Source organism: Actinomadura sp. NBRC 104425 (assembly GCF_030269545.1).
Classification (GTDB): Bacteria; Actinomycetota; Actinomycetes; order Streptosporangiales; family Streptosporangiaceae; genus Spirillospora; species Spirillospora keratinilytica.
This window is the reverse complement of sequence record NZ_BSTN01000019.1, coordinates 1-20,517: the sequence shown is the minus strand read 5'-3', so window position 1 is coordinate 20,517 and position 20,517 is coordinate 1. Positions and strand designations below refer to the sequence as shown.

The 20,517-nt window shown below is 73.6% G+C and carries 19 protein-coding genes and 1 pseudogene; 12 read left to right on the top strand and 8 right to left on the bottom strand.

Translation table 11 applies throughout. The features are described 5' to 3' along the window. Nucleotides 1–59 precede the first annotated feature (59 nt). A complete protein-coding gene (locus tag QSK22_RS24360) occupies nucleotides 60–824 on the bottom strand; it encodes an SGNH/GDSL hydrolase family protein (RefSeq protein WP_285496669.1) in 765 nt (254 codons plus the stop codon). 147 nt (nucleotides 825–971) lie between these two features. Between QSK22_RS24360 and QSK22_RS24355 the strand changes: the two genes are divergently transcribed. Then, on the top strand, nucleotides 972–2,153 hold the full coding sequence (locus QSK22_RS24355; protein ID WP_285496668.1) for an acyltransferase family protein: 1,182 nt from the start codon (nucleotides 972–974) through the stop codon (nucleotides 2,151–2,153). Nucleotides 2,154–2,271: 118 nt separating this feature from the next. Here the strand turns inward: QSK22_RS24355 and QSK22_RS24350 are convergent, their stop codons facing one another. Both QSK22_RS24350 and QSK22_RS24345 read right to left on the bottom strand, forming a co-directional pair. Next, nucleotides 2,272–2,814: a cysteine dioxygenase gene (locus tag QSK22_RS24350; RefSeq protein ID WP_285496667.1), complete on the bottom strand. Its 543-nt coding sequence runs from the start codon at nucleotides 2,812–2,814 to the stop codon at nucleotides 2,272–2,274. Further along, nucleotides 2,804–3,712 (bottom strand): amidohydrolase family protein, encoded by a 909-nt coding sequence (locus QSK22_RS24345; protein ID WP_285496666.1) that lies wholly within the window; start codon nucleotides 3,710–3,712, stop codon nucleotides 2,804–2,806. Before QSK22_RS24345 ends, QSK22_RS24350 begins: the two co-directional genes overlap by 11 nt. Before the next feature lie 166 nt (nucleotides 3,713–3,878). On the opposite strand from QSK22_RS24345, the gene QSK22_RS24340 reads away from it, so the two are divergent. Then, nucleotides 3,879–4,850 carry a LacI family DNA-binding transcriptional regulator gene (locus tag QSK22_RS24340; protein ID WP_285496665.1) on the top strand — a complete coding sequence of 324 codons (972 nt, stop codon included), beginning with the start codon at nucleotides 3,879–3,881 and terminating at the stop codon, nucleotides 4,848–4,850. 116 nt (nucleotides 4,851–4,966) lie between these two features. On the opposite strand, the gene QSK22_RS24335 is transcribed toward QSK22_RS24340, so the two are convergent. Next, on the bottom strand, nucleotides 4,967–6,514 hold the full coding sequence (locus QSK22_RS24335; RefSeq protein ID WP_285496664.1) for an aromatic amino acid ammonia-lyase: 1,548 nt from the start codon (nucleotides 6,512–6,514) through the stop codon (nucleotides 4,967–4,969). Between the two features lie 212 nt (nucleotides 6,515–6,726). On the opposite strand from QSK22_RS24335, the pseudogene QSK22_RS24330 reads away from it, so the two are divergent. The 5 genes and pseudogenes from QSK22_RS24330 to QSK22_RS24310 all read left to right on the top strand — a co-directional run. Beyond that, nucleotides 6,727–7,473: pseudogene (locus QSK22_RS24330) on the top strand (ABC transporter ATP-binding protein); the annotation flags it as partial. 80 nt (nucleotides 7,474–7,553) lie between these two features. Further along, on the top strand, nucleotides 7,554–8,297 hold the full coding sequence (locus QSK22_RS24325) for an ABC transporter permease (protein WP_285496662.1): 744 nt from the start codon (nucleotides 7,554–7,556) through the stop codon (nucleotides 8,295–8,297). Beyond that, complete coding sequence (locus QSK22_RS24320; RefSeq protein ID WP_285496661.1) at nucleotides 8,294–9,061, top strand: ABC transporter permease; 768 nt, start codon at nucleotides 8,294–8,296, stop codon at nucleotides 9,059–9,061. Before QSK22_RS24325 ends, QSK22_RS24320 begins: the two co-directional genes overlap by 4 nt. Next, complete coding sequence (locus tag QSK22_RS24315; protein WP_285496660.1) at nucleotides 9,058–9,972, top strand: ABC transporter substrate-binding protein; 915 nt, start codon at nucleotides 9,058–9,060, stop codon at nucleotides 9,970–9,972. Before QSK22_RS24320 ends, QSK22_RS24315 begins: the two co-directional genes overlap by 4 nt. A gap of 196 nt (nucleotides 9,973–10,168) precedes the next feature. Then, a complete protein-coding gene (locus QSK22_RS24310; RefSeq protein ID WP_285496659.1) occupies nucleotides 10,169–11,026 on the top strand; it encodes a DUF2510 domain-containing protein in 858 nt (285 codons plus the stop codon). 21 nt (nucleotides 11,027–11,047) lie between these two features. Here QSK22_RS24310 and QSK22_RS24305 read toward each other — a convergent pair whose 3' ends face one another. Then, complete coding sequence (locus QSK22_RS24305; protein ID WP_285496658.1) at nucleotides 11,048–11,821, bottom strand: IclR family transcriptional regulator; 774 nt, start codon at nucleotides 11,819–11,821, stop codon at nucleotides 11,048–11,050. 130 nt (nucleotides 11,822–11,951) lie between these two features. Between QSK22_RS24305 and hutH the strand changes: the two genes are divergently transcribed. The 4 genes from hutH to QSK22_RS24285 are packed head-to-tail and all read left to right on the top strand — an operon-like array spanning nucleotide 11,952 to nucleotide 17,764. Continuing rightward, nucleotides 11,952–13,496, top strand: coding sequence for a histidine ammonia-lyase (hutH, locus tag QSK22_RS24300; RefSeq protein ID WP_285496657.1), 1,545 nt, complete (start codon nucleotides 11,952–11,954; stop codon nucleotides 13,494–13,496). A gap of 30 nt (nucleotides 13,497–13,526) precedes the next feature. Continuing rightward, a complete protein-coding gene (gene hutU / locus QSK22_RS24295; RefSeq protein ID WP_285496656.1) occupies nucleotides 13,527–15,203 on the top strand; it encodes a urocanate hydratase in 1,677 nt (558 codons plus the stop codon). 4 nt (nucleotides 15,204–15,207) lie between these two features. Further along, on the top strand, nucleotides 15,208–16,404 hold the full coding sequence (locus QSK22_RS24290; RefSeq protein WP_285496655.1) for an allantoate amidohydrolase: 1,197 nt from the start codon (nucleotides 15,208–15,210) through the stop codon (nucleotides 16,402–16,404). A 10-nt stretch (nucleotides 16,405–16,414) separates the two neighbouring features. Further along, complete coding sequence (locus QSK22_RS24285) at nucleotides 16,415–17,764, top strand: formimidoylglutamate deiminase (protein ID WP_285496654.1); 1,350 nt, start codon at nucleotides 16,415–16,417, stop codon at nucleotides 17,762–17,764. Between the two features lie 103 nt (nucleotides 17,765–17,867). Here QSK22_RS24285 and QSK22_RS24280 read toward each other — a convergent pair whose 3' ends face one another. Together QSK22_RS24280 and QSK22_RS24275 are read right to left on the bottom strand one after the other, a co-directional pair. Beyond that, nucleotides 17,868–18,827 (bottom strand): S1C family serine protease, encoded by a 960-nt coding sequence (locus tag QSK22_RS24280; protein WP_285496653.1) that lies wholly within the window; start codon nucleotides 18,825–18,827, stop codon nucleotides 17,868–17,870. 99 nt (nucleotides 18,828–18,926) lie between these two features. Next, nucleotides 18,927–19,223 carry a GYD domain-containing protein gene (locus QSK22_RS24275; RefSeq protein WP_285496652.1) on the bottom strand — a complete coding sequence of 99 codons (297 nt, stop codon included), beginning with the start codon at nucleotides 19,221–19,223 and terminating at the stop codon, nucleotides 18,927–18,929. A gap of 156 nt (nucleotides 19,224–19,379) precedes the next feature. Between QSK22_RS24275 and QSK22_RS24270 the strand changes: the two genes are divergently transcribed. Next, on the top strand, nucleotides 19,380–19,760 hold the full coding sequence (locus tag QSK22_RS24270) for a helix-turn-helix domain-containing protein (RefSeq protein ID WP_285496651.1): 381 nt from the start codon (nucleotides 19,380–19,382) through the stop codon (nucleotides 19,758–19,760). A 366-nt stretch (nucleotides 19,761–20,126) separates the two neighbouring features. Here QSK22_RS24270 and QSK22_RS24265 read toward each other — a convergent pair whose 3' ends face one another. Next, nucleotides 20,127–20,354 carry a type II toxin-antitoxin system HicA family toxin gene (locus tag QSK22_RS24265; RefSeq protein WP_285496650.1) on the bottom strand — a complete coding sequence of 76 codons (228 nt, stop codon included), beginning with the start codon at nucleotides 20,352–20,354 and terminating at the stop codon, nucleotides 20,127–20,129. Between the last annotated feature and the right edge of the window lie 163 nt (nucleotides 20,355–20,517).

The following is a 20,517-nucleotide window of genomic DNA, read 5'->3' as shown; positions in this document are numbered from 1 at the left end:
CCTGGCCTGGCCGCTCCCGGCCCGCCCGCACCGGACGGGCCGGGGGGCGTCGCGCGTCGTCAGGCGGTCGCGCGGGAGGGGTTGGCCAGGTGCAGGCGGCGCAGGTCCTGCACCAGGCGCGCGGCGATGTAGCGGTGGCCCTCCGGGGTCGGGTGCACCCCGTCCTTCTTGATGAAGACCGCCGCGTTGCCGGTGCCCTCGGCGCGGTTGCCGGTGATCCACCGTTCGGCGATCGGGTCGATGAACGGCACCTTCATCTGCTGGGCGACCGTGCGCAGCTGGTCGCGCACGGTCAGCGCGGCGGCCGGGGGCGAGTCGTTGCCCCACAGCGGCCCGATCAGCACGATGCGGGTGCCGGGCCAGCGCTGCCGCGCCCGGGTCAGCAGGTCGCGGGCGGGCGGGCCGACCTGCACGTTCGGGATGCGCGCGTCGTTGTGCCCGCCGGAGATGATCAGCAGGTCGGGGGCCGGGCGCCAGCCGAGCTGGCTTTCGAACATCACCCCGAACGGGGTGCGGGCGGAGCTGCCCTGCACGAATCCGGTGCCGGCGCGCCCCCCGACGATCACCTGCCAGCCGAGCAGCCGCGCGGCCGCCGAGGGGTAGGCGTTCTCGACGAGGCTGCCGCGTTCGCCCACCGTGTAGCTGTCGCCGAGGAACATGACCACTGGCGCGCGCGGCACGGCCGACGCCGACGCCGAGGACCCGGCCGTGGCGGCGGCGTTCGGGCGGCTCGGCTCGGAGAACGCGCCACAGCCCGTCGCCAGCAGGGAGCCGAGGCACAGCGTGGCGATCGCCGCGCCGCGGCGGGCGCGGCGAGATGTCATGAAGTGACCACCATTTCTCCGGGGACGCACCGAATACTACTGAGGAGCGCGCCTCCGGAGGGGCGGTCTTACCCGACACGTGGCGTTCACCGGCGGCTCATTTGGCCGACGCGGACGTGCCACCCGCCGCCGCCAGCCTTCCCCGTCGTGAATCGACGCGACCGGCTGCGGGAACTGGATCTGCTGCGCTTCGCCGCGGCCATGGCGGTGGTGCTGTACCACTTCACCGGCTTCGGCGGCTCGGGCCCCTGGCCGGAGCCCGCCCGGGAGGTGTTCCCCGGCCTGGGCGAGTTCACCCGGTACGGCTATCTCGGTGTCGACCTCTTCTTCATGATCAGCGGGTTCGTCATCCTGATGAGCGCGTGGAACCGCGGGCCGGGCGAGTTCGGCATCTCCCGGGTGACCCGGCTGATGCCCGCCTACTGGGCCAGCGTGCTGCTCGGCGCGGTCATCTACCTGGTGTTCGGCCTCGGCAAGGGGGTGCCGGGGCTGGTCGTGCCGAACCTGACCATGCTGCAGGGCGGCCTGGGCCTGCCGAACGTGGACGCGGTCTACTGGACGCTCTGGGTCGAGCTGCACTTCTACTTCCTGGTGGCGCTGCTGGCCGCCCGGGGCATCACCTACCGGTCCTGCCTGGTGTTCATGGCCGCCTGGCTGCTGCTCGGGGTGTTCGCCGACGAGGCGGAGAACAAGTTCCTGCAGGTCATGCTGGTGCCGACGTGGAGTCCGTACTTCATCGCGGGCATGGCGCTGTACCTGATCCACCGGTTCGGGCCGACGCTGCTGCTGTGGGGGTACGTGGCGGCGGCGTGGCTGCTGGCGACGCACTGGGCCGCATGGCGCACCGACGTGGCGTTCAAGGGCGCCGACGAGACGGTGGCGTCGGCCGCCGTCGCCGGGATCTTCCTCGTCATGATCCTGGTGGCCACCGGGCGGCTGTCGTGGCTGCGCTGGCGCGGGCTGACCGTGCTGGGCGCCCTGACCTACCCGCTGTACCTGACGCACTCGCAGATCGCGCTGCCGCTGCTGGACCGCGCTTACCCGTCCCTGGACCGCTGGACGGCCCTGGCGCTGGTCACGGCGGTGTCGCTGCTGGCCGCCTACGCGATGTACCGGCTGGTTGAGCGTCCGGGGCAGGCCTGGCTGCGGCGGCGGCTGAAGGACTCGCTGGCCGCGCTGCGCTCGGTGCCGGAGCGGGAGCAACCGGCACGGCCGGGGGATGGGGCGGCGGACGGGCCGGCGGACGGGGCGCCGCCCGCCGTCCCCGCGCCGCGCCCCGCCGACGCCGACCTGGTCGGCACCGCCGGGCGGCCCGGCGGCGCGGGCTGACCGCGGGGCGGACCGGGCGCTGTGACGTTTCCCGGTTAGCTGGCGCTGGGAGAGGCAAGGGGCGGGCCCTCCGGCCGAGTGAGCGGGGATCGGACGGCCCGCCCCCTCCAACGCGGAATCAGGCGGGGGCGTCCAGGGGACGCAGCTCGTCGGCGTAGCTGACGGACACGCGGCGCATCACGCCGTCGCGGCCGATGGAGTACTGGCCCAGCCGCCACAGCGGCGGCGAGTAGGCGTGGATGGACACGCTGGCCTCGGCCACGCCCGTGATGCGGTGGATGTGGTCGGGCCCGAAGCAGAACGACTGCCCCTCGGTGACGACCGTGCGGACGTGGTCGCCGCCGATGCGCGGGTTGCTCTCCTCCAGGGCGCCCGAGACGACGCGCACCGCCCCCGAGGAGATGTCGTGGTCGTGCCAGCCGGTGTCGTTCTGCGGTGTCCAGCACAGCAGCCACACGTCGACGTACTCGTCGCGGTGGAGCGAGGCGTAGTGCCGCTGCTCGTCGGAGAAGGCGACGTGATGCCGCCACAGTCCGGGCTCCTGCGCCAGGGCATCGACCAGGGTGCGCAGCTCGCGCTTGTCGAGCGTCCTGGCGGGCAGGCTCGTCAGACAGGACGAGGCACCGGGGGACGAGGGGGTCAGCAGTGCCTCAGACGGCATGTGCTCGCTCCTTTCCATGCAGCAGTCGGTACGGGTTGGTGACGCGGAAGGCGTGCCGGGCCGCGTCCCCCTGCTTGAGGTCGGCGGGCAGCGCGTACGGGCGGTCCGAGCCGTGCACGACGACGTCGACGCCGAGCGCGCGCACCACGGCGTCGGCGGCGCGCGGCCCGTAGGAGGAGGTCTCGACGAAGGCGTCCGGATCGACGTCGCCCCGGCCGCCGCCCCGGGCGGCCAGGCGCTCGCCGTGCACGGGGGCGAGCCCGGCCAGCAGCGCGAAGCACACCCGCAGGCGCGGATGGCGCGGATGGCCGTAGGCGCGGAACGCGAACCAGGCGGCGTGCATCTGCTGCACGTAGGGCACCAGCGCCGTCCACCACGCCGGGACGTCGCCGTCGATGCGGGGAGCCGGGCCGGGGTGGACGAACAGCGGCAGGCCGCGCCGCTCCAGCACGTCCAGCAGGGGCGCGCAGCGGGCGTAGCCGGCGGCGTCGGCCAGCGCGTCGGCGGGCAGCTGGAGCCCGACGAAGCCGCGGTCGAGGTCGCGGTCGAGCGCGTCGGCGTCGATCTCCCGCACGCACGCGGCCGCCCAGGCGCGGAACGGCTCGGGCAGCGCGGCGGCGCCGTCGTGGTAGGCGTCCACAAGTGGCCGACTGTGCTCAGGGGGCAGCCATTCAATGCCCAGGGGTGAGGACAGTGAGACCAACGCGGAGTCCAGGCCGTCGGCGGCGGCCAGCTCGGCGCGGCGGGCCGGGTCGTGGTCGGCCGGATCGACCTCGTACGGCGGCTCTCCGTGCAGGTGAAGCGTCCATCCGTCGAGCCGGGGCGGGGTGCGGCGGGCGCGCAGGGCCTCGATCAAAGGAGCGCCCCACAGATGCTGGTGCACGTCCACGCCGGGCATGCGCGACTCCCCCCGAGGTTGTCTCGGATTTACTGAACCGCATCACTGAACCGCTTCAGTGAACCGGTTCAGCCATTGGCGCGTCAAGTTGGGACCTGGGACTGTCGGCGCCGCCCTCTAGGGTTGGGGTGTGCCAGACAGGCGCAAGCGCGCGACCATCAGAGAGGTGGCGCAGGCGACGGGGCTGTCGCCTGCGGCCGTCTCGTACGCGTTGCGCGGCATCCAGACGTCGGAGGAGACCCAGGAGCGGGTGCGCGCGGCGGCCGAGGAGCTCGGCTACGAGGCGCATCCGATCGCCCGCGCCCTGGCCAGCGGCCGCACCGGCATGGTCGGGCTGCTGTGCGGGTCGCTGGAGGACTACTGGCAGCAGTCCCTGGCCGTGGGCATCGGCCGGGCCCTGCTGGCCCGCGACCGCTACGCGCTGATCGTGGACGCCGTCGGCGACCCCCAGCGCGAGCTGGTACTGGCCCGGCAGCTGCGCGACCAGCGGGTGGACGGGCTGATCGTCCAGCCGCTCGACCCGTCCGCGCCGCTGTGGGCCGAGCTGGCCGAGACGCTGCCGGTGGTGTCGATCGGCGACGCCCTGGCGGGCGGCAACTCCCAGGGCGAGGTGGTGTTCGACAACCGGTGGGGCGTGACCCTCGCCCTGGAGCATCTGCGCATGCTCGGGCACCGCCGCATCGCGGTGTTCACCCCCACCCGCGCCAGCACCCCCGACCGCCCCGCCGACGTCCACGTCAACGCCGAGGCCCGGCGGCTCGACCTGGAGGTCGAGGTGGTCGTGGCGCAGCAGTCGCTGGCCGAGGCCACCGACGCCGCCCGCCGGGTGCTGGAGGGCCCCGGCCGCCCCTCGGCGGTCTTCTGCTTCTCCGACGTGATCGCCTACGGGGTGTACGCGGCGACGCGCGCGCTCGGCCTGTCCGTCCCCGGCGACGTGGCCGTGTGCGGCTACGACAACCACCCGATGTCGGCCCTGCTCACGCCGCCGCTCACCACCGTCGACTGGAACATCGGCGGCATCGTCGAAACCGCGGTCCGCCTGGTGGTGGACGTCATCGAGGAGCGCTCGCCCGCCCGCCGCGTCGTCTGCGAGCCCGCCCTGCGCGTGCGCGAATCCACGGCTCCTGCGACCGCATGACCGCCAGTGGCCCGGCCGCACTCCGCATGGTGCGGGTCGGCGCACGCCGCCTGGTCCGCAGGGCGCCTCGGCGCGGCGCGGCCGGTTCCGGCCCGGCGGTCGCAGCGGCGCTGCGGCTACTGCGGGTCGTGCGCGGGAAGGGGCCGCGGGACGACCGGGCCGTCCTGCGGCGGGGTCGTGCCCGGCGGCGCGGTGGCCTGGCGCAGGGCGCGGGCCAGGCGGGGCAGCAGGTCGGCCGCCGACGCGATGTCGGTGTCCAGGGGCCGGTCCTCCACGCGCGCGTCCAGCACGCCGCAGGCCATGTCGAAAGCGGCCCTCAGCGGGCCGCCCGCGGGGGCGCGGCCCTGCATCCGCAGCGCCCGCACGGCCGCGACCAGCTCGCAGCCCAGCCCGATCCGGTACGCGCCGAGCGCGTCGGTGGTGGCGCGCGCCGACTGCGTCGAAAAGCCCGCGTGCTCCTCCACGCCGCGCGACAGCACGGCGCTGCCCAGCGCGGCGGGCGTGGCAAGACGGCGCACGTCGGCCAGCGCCGAATGCGCGACATACTCCAGGATCATGATCCCCGAGGACGCCTCCGTGGCGCCCTGGAACGGGTACAGGCCGGTGAACGAGGGCTCGGCGAGCGTGCCCAGGCGGGCCGCCGACAGCGCCATGGTCTGGAACAGCGCGGCCCGCACCGAGTCCAGCGCCAGCCCCACGTAGGCGGTGTGGAAGTTGCCGTTGTGCCAGACCGTGCGGCCCGCCACGTCCACCAGGGGGTTCTCGGCGCGGGCGTTGATCTCGCGGGTGATCGTGTCCTCGGCGTAGGCGGCGGCCTCCAGCGCCGGGCCGTGCACCTGCGGGAACGCCCGGTAGCCGTAGGGGTCCTGGATGCGCGCGGGGGTCGGCTGGTCGTAGGCGAGCAGGGTGCGCATCGCGTCGGCGACCCGCTGCTGGCCCGGGTGCGGGCACGCCTCCTGCACGGCCGGGGCGTACGGCTCCTCCGACCCGCGCACCGCGAACAGCGACAGCGCCGCCACCACGATCGAGGCGTCCAGCAGTTCACGCAGGTCGGTGACGGCCAGCGCCGCCTCGCCGAGCGTGGCCGCGTTGGAGCTGATGAACGCCAGCGCGTCCGCCGAGCGCAGGGTGAAGCCGGGGCCGGCCGCGGTGCCGCCGTCGGCGCCGCCGCCCAGCCAGGCCCGCTCGCCCAGCAGGCACAGCGCGGTGGACGCCAGCGCGGTCAGGTCGCCGGTGCCGATCGCCCCGTACACCGGCACGGGCGGCAGCAGGCCCAGGTTGAGCACGTCGGCGAGGGCCTGCAGGACGCCCGGGTCCACGCCCGAGCCGCCCGCGGCGATCTGGTTGAGCCGCACCGTCAGCATCGCCCGGACGATCTCGGGGGCGACCAGCGGGCCCGCGCCGGCGGCGTGGCTGCGCAGCAGCCGCAGCCCGTGCGCGTCGGCGTCCTCCCACTCCACGTCCACGACGCGGTTGGCGCCGACCCCGGTGGTGCGGCCGTACACCGGCTGCGCGGCCGCCACCTCCCGGGCCACCCGCCACGCCGCTGTGGCACGTTCCACAGCGCTTTCGGCCACGGCGATCGCGACATCGCCGCGTGCGGTCCGGGTGACCTGGGAACAAGTGAGAGATGTCCCATCGATAACGATTCGGCTGGTTTCCACGGCCTCACGGTACTTTCTTTAGTTTTCAGGTAGCTATGCTTCGGTGAGAGGGCGGGCCGGTCAGCCGACCATGGCTCCGCCGGTGTCGATTGACTACCGTGAGGTAAGGACGTAACCCGGCAAAGCACGACGGAGCGGGCAGCCGCCAGCAGCACGAAGACACCCACCGGAGACCGCGGCGTCGCCCCGGCGCCCACGAGGACGTGACCACATTGATCACCTTTGCGGGCGTGACCAAGCGCTACCCCGACGGCACGGTCGCCGTCGACCGACTGAACCTGAAGATCCCGGCCGGGCGGATCACCGTGCTGGTCGGCCCGTCCGGCTGCGGCAAGACCACCACGCTGCGGATGATCAACCGGATGGTCGAGCCCAGCGAGGGCACCGTCACGGTGGACGGCCGGGACGTGCGCGGTGTCGACCCCGCCACGCTGCGCCGCGGCATCGGCTACGTCATCCAGCAGGCCGGGCTGTTCCCGCACCGCACGATCATCGACAACATCGCGACCGTGCCGTACCTGCTGGGCTGGGACAAGAAGAAGGCCCGCGCCCGTGCGCACGAGCTGATGGAGCGCGTCGGCCTGGACCCGGCGCTGGCCCGCCGCTACCCCGCCCAGCTGTCGGGCGGCCAGCAGCAGCGCGTCGGCGTCGCCCGCGCCCTGGCCGCCGACCCGCCGATCATGCTGATGGACGAGCCGTTCAGCGCCGTCGACCCGATCGTGCGCGCCGGGCTGCAGGAGGAGTTCCTGCGGCTGCAGCGCGACCTGGAGAAGACCATCGTGTTCGTCACCCACGACATCGACGAGGCGGTGAAGCTGGGCCACCGCATCGCGGTCTTCCGGGTCGGCGGCGTGCTGGCCCAGTACGCCACCCCCGACGAGCTGCTGGAGCGGCCCGCCGACGACTTCGTCACCGACTTCCTCGGCGGCGAGCGCGGCATCCGCCGCCTGCGCTTCTTCCACGAACTCGACGCCGAGGCCGCCACCGCCGGGGACGCCGCCGGCGAGGACGAAGGCGGTCGGACCGCGGCGGCGGGGCGGTGACCGCGCTCAGTGCGGCCGCCGCCGACGGCGAGCCGCTCGTCCGCTGGGACTGGATCTCCCGCAACCTCGACGGGTCCATCGCCGAGGCGTTCCGCGAGCACCTGGTGCTGTCGTTCACCCCGGTGCTGCTCGGCCTGCTGATCGCGCTGCCGCTCGGGCTGGCGTGCGCGCGCTGGTCGCGGCTCTACCCGGTGGTGCTGGCCGCCACCAGCGTGCTGTACGCGGTGCCCGCCATCGGCCTGTTCGTGATCTTCGTGGCGTTCACCCAGCTGACCTACACCACGGTGATCGTCCCGCTGGCGCTGTACACGCTGTCGGTGCTGGTGCCGAGCGTGGTGGACGGGCTGCGGTCCGTCCCCGACCACGTCCGCCAGTCCGCCGAGGCCATGGGCTACCGGCCGCTGCGCCGGCTGCTCGGGGTGGAGCTGCCGATCGCACTGCCGGTGGTGATGGCCGGGCTGCGGGTCGCCACGGTCGCCAACATCAGCCTGGTCAGCGTGGGCGCCCTCATCGGCATCGGCGGCCTCGGCCAGCTCATGGTCACCGGGATGAAATGGCCCGGCGGCGGGTTCACCACCCCGATCGTCGTGGCGATCGTGCTGATCATCCTGCTGGCGCTGGTCGCCGACCTGCTCCTGCTGCTCGTCCAGCGGCTGCTCACCCCCTGGGCGCGGGCCGGGCGCGGCGGGGGACGCGCCGCACGCCGCGCGGCCGCGGCGAAGGGCGGTGGCGCCGCGTGAACGTCATCTGGAACTCCCTGGGCTGGTTCGGCGAGGCCGGCCGCTGGTCGGGCCCCGACGGCATCCCCACGCGGCTGCTGGAGCACCTGTGGTACTCGCTGCTCGCCTTCGGCATCACCGTGGCGATCGCGCTGCCGCTGGGCCTGGTACTGGGCCACCTGCGCCGCGGCCGGACCGCCGCGGTCGCCGGATTCCTGGTGATGTCGTCGGCGAACGCGGCGCGCGCCCTGCCCACCCTGGGCCTGCTGATCCTCGCGGTGATCGTCACGACCGCCGGGGACCTGGTGCCGATCCTGATCCCGCTGGTCGCGCTGGCCATTCCGCCGGTGCTGGTCAACACCTACGCCGGTGTCCAGCAGGTGGACGCGGGGCTGCGGGACGCGGCCGAGGGCATGGGGATGACCGGACGGCAGGTTCTGGCGCGGGTGGAGCTGCCGGTGGCGCTGCCGCTGGTCCTGCTGGGCCTGCGCACCGCGCTCATTCAGATCATCTCCACCGCCACCATCGCCGCCTACGTGGGGCTCGGCGGGCTCGGCCGCTACATCGTCGACGGCTACTCCCGGCAGGACTACGACAGCATGGCCGGCGGCGCGATCCTGGTGATCGCGCTGGCGATCGCCACCCAGCTGGTCTTCGCCGCCCTGTACCGCGCCGTGGTCTCGCCGGGCGTGCGCCCGCAGGCCCCCCGCCCCCGCCCAGAGCGTCCAGGAACGAAGCGGCGCGCGCCGAGCGCACCGCCCGCGAGGAAGGAAACCCTCCCATGACCCGGATGATCCGCGGGGCGGCGCTGCTGGCCGCCGCCGTGCTCGCCCTGTCGGCCTGCGGCGGCGGAGGCGGTGACGAGAACCCGCTGAGCGGCGGCGGAGGCGACGGGACCACCATCACCGTCGGCAGCGCCGACTTCCCCGAGAGCGGCCTGATCGGCGAGATCTACGCGCAGGCCCTGGAGGCCAAGGGCGTCAAGGTCGAGCGCAAGTTCGGCATCGGCTCCCGCGAGGTCTACTACAACCAGGTCAAGAGCGGCGCGATCCAGGTCTTCCCCGAGTACAACGGGGCGCTGCTGGCCTACGTCGACAAGGACGACCCGGCCGGCACCGGCCAGGAGGTGGACGCCGCGCTCAAGCAGAAGCTGCCGCCGGAGCTGGAGATCCTCGACCCGGCGCCCGCCGAGGACAAGGACAGCCTGGTGGTCACCGGTGACACCGCCGCCAAGCACAACCTCAAGACGATCGAGGACCTCAAGCCGGTCGCCGGGGACATGGTGCTCGGCGGCCCGCCGGAGTTCAAGACCCGCAAGCAGGGCGTGATCGGCCTGGAGCAGGTGTACGGGTTGAAATTCAAGGAGTTCAAGTCCCTGGACACCGCGGGCCCGATCACCGTGTCCAACCTGAGCAAGGGACAGGTGCAGGTGGCCAACCTGTTCTCCACCGACGCGGCCATCAAGAAGAACGGGTTCGTCGCGCTGCAGGACACCAAGAACGTGTTCGGCGCGCAGAACGTCGTGCCGCTCGTCTACAAGTCCAAGGTGAACGACACCGTCCGCAGCACGCTGAACGCGGTGTCGGCCAAGCTCACCACGGACGGGCTGCTGCAGATGAACGCCGAGATGTCGGAGAACAAGACCGACCCGGCCACCGTCGCCAAGGACTGGCTCGCCAAGAACGGCCTCGGCTGACAGCCGTCCGGCACCGCTGACAGGACCTCCTCGCCGCACGGCCGGCGAGGAGGTTCTCGCGTGTCACGGGGCGTCGGCGCGTCGGCCGATCCGTTACCGAACTCGTCCCCGGGGCGAGTCATCTTAGGGGGAGGATGATCAACGCGTCCGGTCACCGCGCTGACACGGACGGTCCTCGCCAGGTCAAGGAGGGACGATGCCGCAGCCCGCCGGAGACTACCCCGACGGTCAGGGCAACATCCGGTATTGGAACGGGCAGTACTGGACGGACAAGGTCCGCACCCCGGCGGGGGGATACGCCCACGACCCCAACGTGCCCTCCGGCTCCCCTCCAGGGGAGTTCTGGCGGGAGGGCCCGCCGCGGGCGGTGCCCACGGCCCCCGACGACCCCGCCGTGAACCCGTTCCCGATCGTGCCCGCCGGGTTGCCCGGCTGCATCGTCGGCGGCTTCGCCCTGGTGCTCCTGCCCAGGGTGCTGTGGTGGGCCTACAAGCAGCAGATCCAGGCCCACCGGTGGGAGCTGCTGGTTCTCCTCGTCGTCGTGACCGCCGTCTGGGCCGTGCGGCGGATCACCGGCAAGCCCAGGCTCGTCAACCGCGCCGTGGGGGCGATCATCTGGTTTGTGCTGCTCATCTCCACGGTGGGCGGCTTCCGCGGCGACAACGGCTCCGACTCCGAACCCAAGCCCGCGCCGAGCTACGACGTGGTCGCCGAGGCGCGCAAGGTCCTGGTGGCCGCGGGCAGGGGCGACGAGGACCTGTGCTCGGAGATGCCGGGCGAACTGCAGGGCGCGCTGCAGGAGCGCACCGGGTACGCCAGTTGCTTCGGAGCATTCCAGGAGATCGCCCGCCAGACCGACGCGCAGGAGCTGGAGCAGCTCAAGAACGTGCAGGTCACCGTGCTCGGCAAACGGGACGTCAAGCCGTGCTGCGCGGTATTCGCCGAGCCCCGCACCTACTACCGGGTTCGGCTGGGGGCCAACCCGCTGGGCTGGAAGGAGATGGAGTTCTCGCCTGGGAAAGAGGTCGCCGCCATCATGTCCGTCACCTGGTGACCGGTTCTCCGGCAGGGCCCGCTAGCGGGTGTGCGGGCGGCCGCCGAGGCGGGTGGTGAGGTCGGCGGCGGTGGCGCGGACGCGTTCGGCCAGCCACGGCCACGACTCCTCGGGGCGGCGCTCCCGGCGGAACGTCACCGCGACCGCCGCCGCGGGGTGGCCGGTGTGGTCGAACGCGCAGGCGGCGATGCTCGCCAGGCCCTCGGTGATCCAGCCGTCCTCGTACGACCAGCCGCGCCGCGCGTCGTCGGCGAGCACCCGGCGCAGCTCGCGCAGCGACGCCGGGCCCCGCCCCGTCCGGTGCACGAACGGCGCCGGCCCCGGGAACAGCGCCCGCACCTGCGCGGCGGGCAGGTGCGCCAGCATCGACCGGCCGCTGGCGGTGAGCTGCGCGGGCATGCGCACGCCCACGTCCGTCACCAGGGTCTCGTGCCGCGGCGGCTGCTCCTTCAGCAGGTACAGCGTCTCCGCCCCGTGCAGGACGCCGAGCTGGGCGATCTCCCCGACCCGGTCGACCAGGCGGCGCAGCAGCGGGCGGGCGAGCCGCTCCAGCGGCCCGTGCCGCAGATAGGCCGAACCGATCTCGAACGCCGCCACCCCCAGGCCCCAGCGCCGCTCCTCGGGCAGGTACGTCACGAACCCGTCTTCGGCCATCGCCGCCAGCAGGTGGTAGGTGCTGGACCGCGGCACGTCCAGGTGGCGCGCGATCGCCGACGCCGGGAGCGGACCGGCGGACGCCGCCAGCAGCCGCAGCACCGCCATCGCCCGCCGCGCCGCCGGCACCTGCTCGCCCATCGCGCCTCCCCTCCCGGACGCGGCGGCGGCGTCCGGACGGCGCCATTGTCTCGCATGCCAGACACAGGCGGCGTCCCGGCTCTGGGGCGGCGGGGCGCGGCGCGCTCCAATGGTGGGTATGGATTTCGGCATGGGGGACGCAGTCGTCGAGGTCGGCCCGGAACCGCTGGACTTCGACCAGGTGGTGGCCGTCGCGCGGAACGGGGCTGCGGTGGCGCTGTCGGACGAGGCGCTGAAACTGATGGCCGACTCCCGCGCCCACATCGAGGAACTGGCCGCCCTCCCCACCCCCGTGTACGGGGTGTCCACCGGCTTCGGGGCCATGGCGACCCGGCACATCGAACCCGGGCTGCGCGAGAAACTGCAGGTCAACGTCGTCCGATCGCACGCCGCCGGATCGGGCCCCAAGGTGGAGCGCGAGGTCGTGCGGGCCATGATGCTGCTGCGGCTGCGCACCCTGGCCAGCGGCCGCACCGGCGTGCAGCCCCGCACCGCGCAGACCCTGGCCGCCCTGCTCAACGCGGGCATCACCCCGGTCGTGCACGAGCACGGCAGCCTCGGCTGCTCCGGCGACCTGGCGCCGCTGGCGCACGTCGCGCTCGCGCTGATCGGCGAGGGCACCGTGCGGGACGCGTCCGGCGACATCCGCCCGGCCGCCGAGGCGCTCGCGGACGCGGGCATCCAACCCGCCGTGCTCGGCGCCAAGGAGGGCCTGGCGCTGATCAACGGCACCGACGGGATGCTCGGCATGCTCGTCCTGGCCATCACCGACCTGCGCCGCCTGCTGACCGCCGCCGACCTGGCCGCCGCGATGAGCGTCGAGGCGCTGCTCGGCACCGACCGCGTGTTCGCCGCCGACCTGCAGGAACTGCGGCCGCACCCGGGGCAGGCGGTGTCCGCCGCCAACCTGCGCGCCCTGCTCGCCGACTCGCAGATCATGGAGTCGCATCGCGGCCCCGACTGCACCCGCGTCCAGGACGCCTACTCGCTGCGCTGCTCCCCGCAGGTGCACGGCGCCGCCCGCGACACCCTCGCCCATGCCGAACTGGTCGCCTCCCGCGAACTGGCCGCCGCCATCGACAACCCGGTGGTGCTGCCGGACGGGCGGGTGGAGTCCAACGGCAACTTCCACGGCGCGCCCATCGCCTACGTCCTGGACTTCCTGGCCATCCCCGTCGCGGACGTGGCGTCGATGTCCGAGCGGCGCACCGACCGCATGCTCGACCGCGGCCGCTCCGGCGGGCTTCCGGCGTTCCTGGCCGACGACCCCGGCGTCGACTCCGGCCACATGATCGCCCAGTACACGCAGGCCGGGATCGTGTCCGAGCTCAAACGGCTCGCCGCGCCCGCCAGCGCCGACTCCATCCCCAGCTCGGCCATGCAGGAGGACCACGTGTCCATGGGCTGGAACGCCGCCCGCAAGCTGCGCCGCGCCCTGGACGGCCTGGCGCAGGTCGTCGCCGTCGAGATCCTCACCGCCGCGCGCGCCCTGGACCTGCGCACCCCGCTGCGCCCCGGGCCCGCCACCGGCGCCGCCGTGGCCGCGCTGCGCCGCCGCGTCCCGCCGCCCGGACCCGACCGCCACCTCGCCCCCGAGATCGCCGCCGCGACCGAACTGGTCCGCGACGGCACCCTCGTCGCCGCCGCCGAAACCGTCACCGGCCCCCTCGCCTGATCCGGCCCCACTCCTCAAGGAGCGATCACCATGTCCGCTGGTCCCCGGCCCGTGCGCGCACCGCGCGGCACCTCGCTCACCGCCGCCAAGGGCTGGCCCCAGGAGGCGGCCCTGCGCATGCTCATGAACAACCTCGACCCGGAGGTCGCCGAGCACCCCGACGAGCTGGTCGTCTACGGCGGTTCCGGCAAGGCCGCCCGCGACTGGGACTGCTTCGACGCCATCGTCCGGTCGCTGGCCTCGCTGGAGGGCGACGAGACGCTGCTGGTGCAGTCCGGCAAACCGGTCGGGATCTTCCGCACCCACGAGTGGGCGCCGCGCGTGCTGATCGCCAACTCCAACCTGGTGCCGCAGTGGGCCACCTGGGAGGAGTTCCGCCGGCTGGAGGCGCTCGGCCTCACCATGTTCGGGCAGATGACCGCCGGGTCCTGGATCTACATCGGCACCCAGGGCATCCTGCAGGGCACCTACGAGACGTTCGCCGCCGTCGCCGCCAAGCGGTTCGGCGGCTCCCTGGCCGGGACGATCACGCTGACCGCCGGGCTCGGCGGCATGGGCGGCGCCCAGCCCCTGGCCGTCACCATGAACGGCGGCGTGGCCATCTGCGTCGAGTGCGACCCGTCCCGCATCGACCGCCGCGTCGCGCACCGCTACTGCGACGTGCGCGTGGACGACCTGGACGAGGCGCTGCGCCGCGCCGAGCAGGCCCGCGACCGGCGCGAACCGCTGTCGATCGGCGTGCTCGGCAACGCCGCCGACATCGTGCCCGAACTGCTGCGCCGCGGCGCGCCCATCGACATCGTCACCGACCAGACCAGCGCCCACGACCCGCTGAAGTACCTGCCGCGCGGCGTGGCGTTCGACGACTGGGCCGCCGAACGCGACAAGGACCGCGACGGCTTCATCGCCCGCGCCCGCGAGTCGATGGCCGCGCACGTCGAGGCCATGGTCGGATTCCAGGACGCCGGCGCCGAGGTCTTCGACTACGGCAACGCCATCCGCGGCGAGGCCCGCCTCGCCGGATACGCCCGCGCGTTCGACTTCCCCGGATTCGTGCCCGCCTACATCCGCCCGCTGTTCTGCGAGGGCAAGGGCCCGTTCCGGTGGGCCGCGCTGTCGGGCGACCCCCGCGACATCGCCCGCACCGACCAGGCGATCTGCGACCTGTTCCCCGACAACGAACCGCTGACCCGCTGGATTCGCATGGCGGGGGAGAAGGTGCACTACCAGGGCCTGCCGTCGCGGATCTGCTGGCTCGGCTACGGCGAACGCGACAAGGCTGGGGCGGTGTTCAACGACCTGGTGGCCCGCGGCGAGATCAGCGCCCCGATCGTCCTCGGCCGCGACCACCTGGACTGCGGCTCGGTCGCCTCCCCCTACCGGGAGACCGAGGGCATGGCCGACGGCTCCGACGCCATCGCCGACTGGCCGCTGCTGAACGCCCTGCTCAACACCTCCTCCGGCGCCACCTGGGTCTCCCTGCACCACGGCGGCGGCGTCGGCATCGGCCGCTCCATCCACGCCGGACAGGTGTGCGTGGCCGACGGCACCGATCTGGCCGCCCGCAAACTGGAACGCGTCCTCACCAACGACCCCGGCACCGGCGTCATGCGGCACGCCGACGCCGGATATGAACGCGCCCGCCAGGTGGCCGCCGAACGCGGCGTCCGCATCCCCATGAACGAGACCCCCGGGAACGAGGGCTGACGGCGTGGGCTTCGAGGAGATGTGGTCGGATCTGCTGCCGGTCGGCCGCGACCCGGACGGCGGCGGATACCACCGGTTCGCCTGGACGCCGCCGGAACTGGAGTGCCGCGCCTGGTTCCTGGACCAGGCGCGTCGCCGCGGCCTGGACGTCGAACACGACCGCAACGGCAACCTGTTCGCCTGGTGGCGCCCCGACGGCGCCGCAGGACCGGCCGTCCTGACCGGCAGCCACCTGGACTCGGTGCCCGGCGGCGGCGCGTTCGACGGGCCGCTCGGCGTGGTGTCCGCGCTGGCCGCCGTCGACCTGCTGCGCGAACGCGGCGTGCGTATTCGCCGACCCGTCGGCGTGGCCGTGTTCGCCGAAGAGGAGGGTGCGCGCTTCGGCGTCGCCTGCCTGGGATCGCGGCTGCTCACCGGCGCCATCGACCCGGCCCGTGCCCGCGCCCTGCGCGACCGCGACGGCCGAGCGTTCGCCGACGTGCTCGCCGCCCACGGCCTCGACCCGGACGCGATCGGCCGCGACGACGACCTGCTCGGCCGCGTCGGCTGCTTCGTCGAACTGCACGTCGAACAGGGCCGGGCCCTGGACGCGCCGGTCGGCGCGGCGAGCGCGATCGTCCCGCACGGGCGCTGGCGGTTCGACTTCACCAGCGAGGGCAATCACGCCGGCACCACCCGCCTGGCCGACCGCCGCGACCCCATGCTGCCGTTCGCGCGGATGGTGCTGGCCGCCCGCGAGGCCGCCGAACGCCACGACGCCGTCGCCACCGTCGGCAAGGTGGACGTGACACCGGGCGGGGTGAACGCCATCGCCTCGTCGGTCGCGGCGTGGCTGGACGCCCGCGGCCCGTCCGACGACGCCGTCCGCCGCACCGTCGCCGACGTGCACGACGCCGCCCGCGCCGCCGCCGCGTCCCACGGCGTCGCCGTCCGGCTGTCACAGGAGTCCTACACCGACACCGTCGGGTTCGACACCGCACTGCGCGACCGGATCGTCACCGCCCTCGGCGGGGTGCCGGTGCTGCCCACGGGAGCCGGGCACGACGCGGGCATCCTGGCCGCGCGAATGCCGGCCGCCATGCTGTTCGTCCGCAACCCGACCGGGGTGTCGCACGCGCCCGCCGAACACGCCGAGACGTCCGACTGCCTGGCCGGAGTGGAGGCCCTCGCCGCGGTACTGGCCGACCTCACCCGCGGGTAGTGAATTTGTTATGTACTGGCATGCCGAGTTCGCCTGGCTCGGTGACCACATCGCCGCCGACGTGCTCCTCGAGGCCGACGGCGAACGGTTCACCCGCATCACACCCGGCGTCCCCGCCCCGCCGGACGCCCGCCGCCTGCCCGGTCTGACGCTTCCGGGCCTGGCCAACGCCCACTCCCACGCCTTCCACCGCGCCCTGCGCGCCCGCGCCCAGGGCGGCCGCGGCACCTTCTGGACCTGGCGGGAGCGGATGTACGCGGTCGCCGAACGGCTCGACCCGGGCACCTACCGCGCCCTGGCCACCGCCGTGTACGCCGAGATGGCGCTGGCCGGGGTGAGCTGCGTCGGCGAGTTCCACTACCTGCACCACCGGCCCGGCGGGGAACCCTACGACGACCCCAACGCCATGGGGGAGGCCCTCATCGCGGCCGCGGCCGACGCGGGCATCCGCATCACCCTCCTCGACACCTGCTACCTGACCGGCGGGATCGGCCGGCCGCTGCAGGGCGCCCAACTGCGCTTCGGCGACGGCACCGCGGGCGACTGGGCGCGCCGCGTCGACAGCCTGCACGACCACACCGGCAAGGCCGGCAGCGCGCACGCCCGGGTCGGCGCCGCCGTGCACTCGGTGCGCGCCGTGCCCCGCGAGCAGATCGGCGCCGTGGCGGACTGGGCGCGGCGGCACCGGGCGCCGCTGCACGTCCACCTGTCCGAGCAGCCCGCCGAGAACGCCGAGTGCCGCGACGCCTACGGCATGACCCCCACCCGGCTGCTCGCCGAGTGCGGCGCGCTCGGCGCCCGCACCGTCGCCGTGCACGCCACCCACCTCACCGGCGAGGACATCGGCCTGCTCGGCGCCACCACGACCGGCGTGTGCATGTGCCCCACCACCGAACGCGACCTGGCCGACGGCATCGGCCCGGCCCGCGACCTGGCCGACGCCGGATCGCCGATCTGCCTCGGGTCCGACCAGCACGCCGTCATCGACCTGTTCGAAGAGGCCCGCGCCGTCGAACTGGACGAACGGCTGCGCACCCGCGAACGCGGCCACTGGACCGCCGGGTCGCTGCTGGCCGCCGCCACCTGGAACGGCCACTACGGGCTCGGCTGGCCCGAGGCGGGGCGGCTGGAACCCGGCTCGTACGCCGACCTGGTCACGGTCGCGCTCGACTCGCCCCGCACCGCCGGCGCCGGCCCCGCCCACCTGGCCGAGGCCGCCGTCTTCGCCGCCACCGCCGCCGACGTCCGCCATGTCGTCGTGTCGGGCCGCGAGATCGTCCGCGACGGCCGCCACCTGCTGGTCGGGAACGTCGCCGCCGCCCTGGACGCAGCCATCGCCGCCGTCACGCGGCGGGCCTGACCCCGCGCGCCGCCACCGTCCGCCCGAACCGCTGCGCCGGAGCCTCGATCCGGCGGTGGGTCGCCCCCGCAAGATTCAAATGCCCACGGAACCACCCGAACCGTCAGCCGGCGATGAGGCGCTGCGCCCCCTCGCGGGCCCGGTCGGCGGGGATCGCGAACCCGATGCCGATGGAACCGCCGGTCCCGTCCCGCATCAGCGTCGCGATCGCGGTGTTCACGCCGATGACCTCGCCGCGCGCGTTGACCAGCGGACCGCCGGAGTTGCCGGGGTTGATGGAGGCGTCGGTCTGCAGCGCGGTTCCGGCGGCCCCGCCCTCGCCCAGGCGCACCTCCCGGTCCAACGCGCTGACGATGCCGCTGGTGACCGTCCCCTGCAGGCCCAGCGGCGAGCCGAGCGCCAGCACCGGCTCACCGACCCGCACCTGCGACGAGCGGCCGAACGGCAGCGGCGCCGGGCTCTGCTCCGCGGGGATCGCCAGCACCGCCAGGTCGCGGGCGCGGTCGGACCCCACCACGCGCGCCGCGACGCGGCGGCCGTCGGCCAGCACCACGGTGACCCGGCCGCCGCCCTCGACGACGTGCGCGTTGGTCAGCACGCGCCCCTGCCGGTCGATGACGAACCCGGACCCGGTGCTCAGCCTGCCGCCGGACCGCACCTCGATCGACGTCACGCTGCCCTGGACTCGCGCCGCCACGGCACTGAGATCACCGCCCGCGCTGCCCGCACCGCCCTCCGGCGCGGCCGCGGCCTGCGGCACCGTGGGCGTCGGCACCTGCGCCAACATCCGCCCGGCCACGCCCCCGGCCAGCCCCCCGACCACCAGCGCCGCCAGCACCGCCGCGACGACCAGCAGCCCGACCCCGCCCCTGGCACGCTGCGACTCGCCGTACTCCCACGGGTCCGGCGGCGCGGAATCTGTGAACGGATCGTCCTGAGGCCACGTAGATGGGGGAGACGGGAAGCGAGGCAGGTCCGACTCGAACGCTCCGTACGGGACGCCGTTGCGTGCGGTGCCCGTACCCAGCCCGTACTGCCGATCTGTGTGCGGTGGGTGACTCATGCGGCTCCTCACTCTCACAAGTGAGTACTCCGGCCGAACCGCTCTCCGTTCAACGGAGGCGGACGCCCGTCTGCCGCCATGCGCCGGAACTGGTCTGTTCTACCCCTTCGCCTTCGCGATGACCCGGTTCACCTCGTCCCGGCCGAACGCCCGCAAAGTCGTGCTGCGGACGTTGCCCGCCCCGCCGTTCCGCAGCAGCGCCGCGGCGGCCGTTTCGTCGTCCGGGGCCTCGATGATCGTCACCAAGTCGTACTGGCCCACGGTCCAGTAGAGGTCCACGAGCCTGGCGCCCATCTCCTCCAGCGCCGCGGCGAAGAGCTCCGCCCGCTGCACGGTGTCCTCGTAGGCCCGAATCCCCTGATCGGTCCAGTTCAGCAGCGAAATATAAGTCGGCACCTCGTCTCACCCCCCAGGGACGACGGCTCGCCCACCCGCTCCTACCCCGCCCCCGACCAAGCAAGCCCCGCGTGCGGATCCGCGTGGTGAGGGCCTGACGCGCGGGCGGGGCGGCTCGTAGCCTGAAGGCGGCGGGTCTTCGAAAGGTGCGGGCTCATGCGTGACATCGATCCGGCCGACCCGGAGCTGTCGGTGGGGCAGCGGGTCCGGTACTTCCGGCGGCGGCGCGGCATGAGCCGCGAGATTCTCGGCGGGCTGGTCGGCAAGAGCGCCCGCTGGGTGAAGGCGGTGGAGCGCGGGGAGATCAGGGAACTCAAGCTGCCGACCGTGCTCAGCCTCGCCGAAGCCCTGCGGCTGCGCGACATCGCGCAACTCACGGGCGGGCGGCCGCTGCCCACCAGCATGTTCCGCGGCCCCGGGCATCCGGCGCGGCCGCGGCCTGCGGCACCGTGGGCGCCGGCACCTGCGCCAACATCCGCCCGGCCACGCCCCCGGCCAGCCCCCCGACCACCAGCGCCGCCAGCACCGCCGCGATGACCAGCAGCCCGACCCCGCTGCGGGAACGCCGGGACTCGCCGTAAGCCCACGGGTCCGGCGGCGCGGAATCTGTGAACGGATCGTCCTGGGGCCACGTAGATGGGGGAGACGGGAAGCGAGGCCGGTCCGACTCGAACGCTCCGTACGGGACGCCGTTGCGTGCGGTGCCCGTACCCAGCCCGTACTGCCGATCTGTGTGCGGTGGGTGACTCATGCGGCTCCTCACTCTCACAAGTGAGTACTCCGGCCGAACCGCTCTCCGTTCAACGCCGCACCCACTTTGTGCCCATCGGGCACCCTGCTGTGTGGCCCTACGCACGCGACGTCCGGCGACAGAGGATGAGGTGTCCGGCAGCTACAGTCCTTCTACTCGACGAGCGAGAGAAACTGCTCCACCGTCATTCCGGCATCTCGGATAATGGCCCGCAAAGTACCACGCGGCATGTCCCGGCCCCGATGGACCGGCACTGTGACATGCCGACCGTCGGGATGGCTCATACGGTGGTGGCTCCCCGTCACTCTGACCAGGTCGAACCCGGCCCGCTCCAGGGCTTTGACCACCTGAACGCCCGGTAGCGTCGGAACCGGTGGCATCAGGCGGCGTCAGGTGCGTTCACCGGGACGAGATCTGGGTTGCGTCCACGGAGGTGGTGTACGAGTTGATGCAGGTCAGAGGGCGTGGCGTCGTGAAATGAGACGGCCATCGCGTGATCCTTCGAGAAGCCGAAAACCAAGATCGAAGGAGAGGACGCGATGG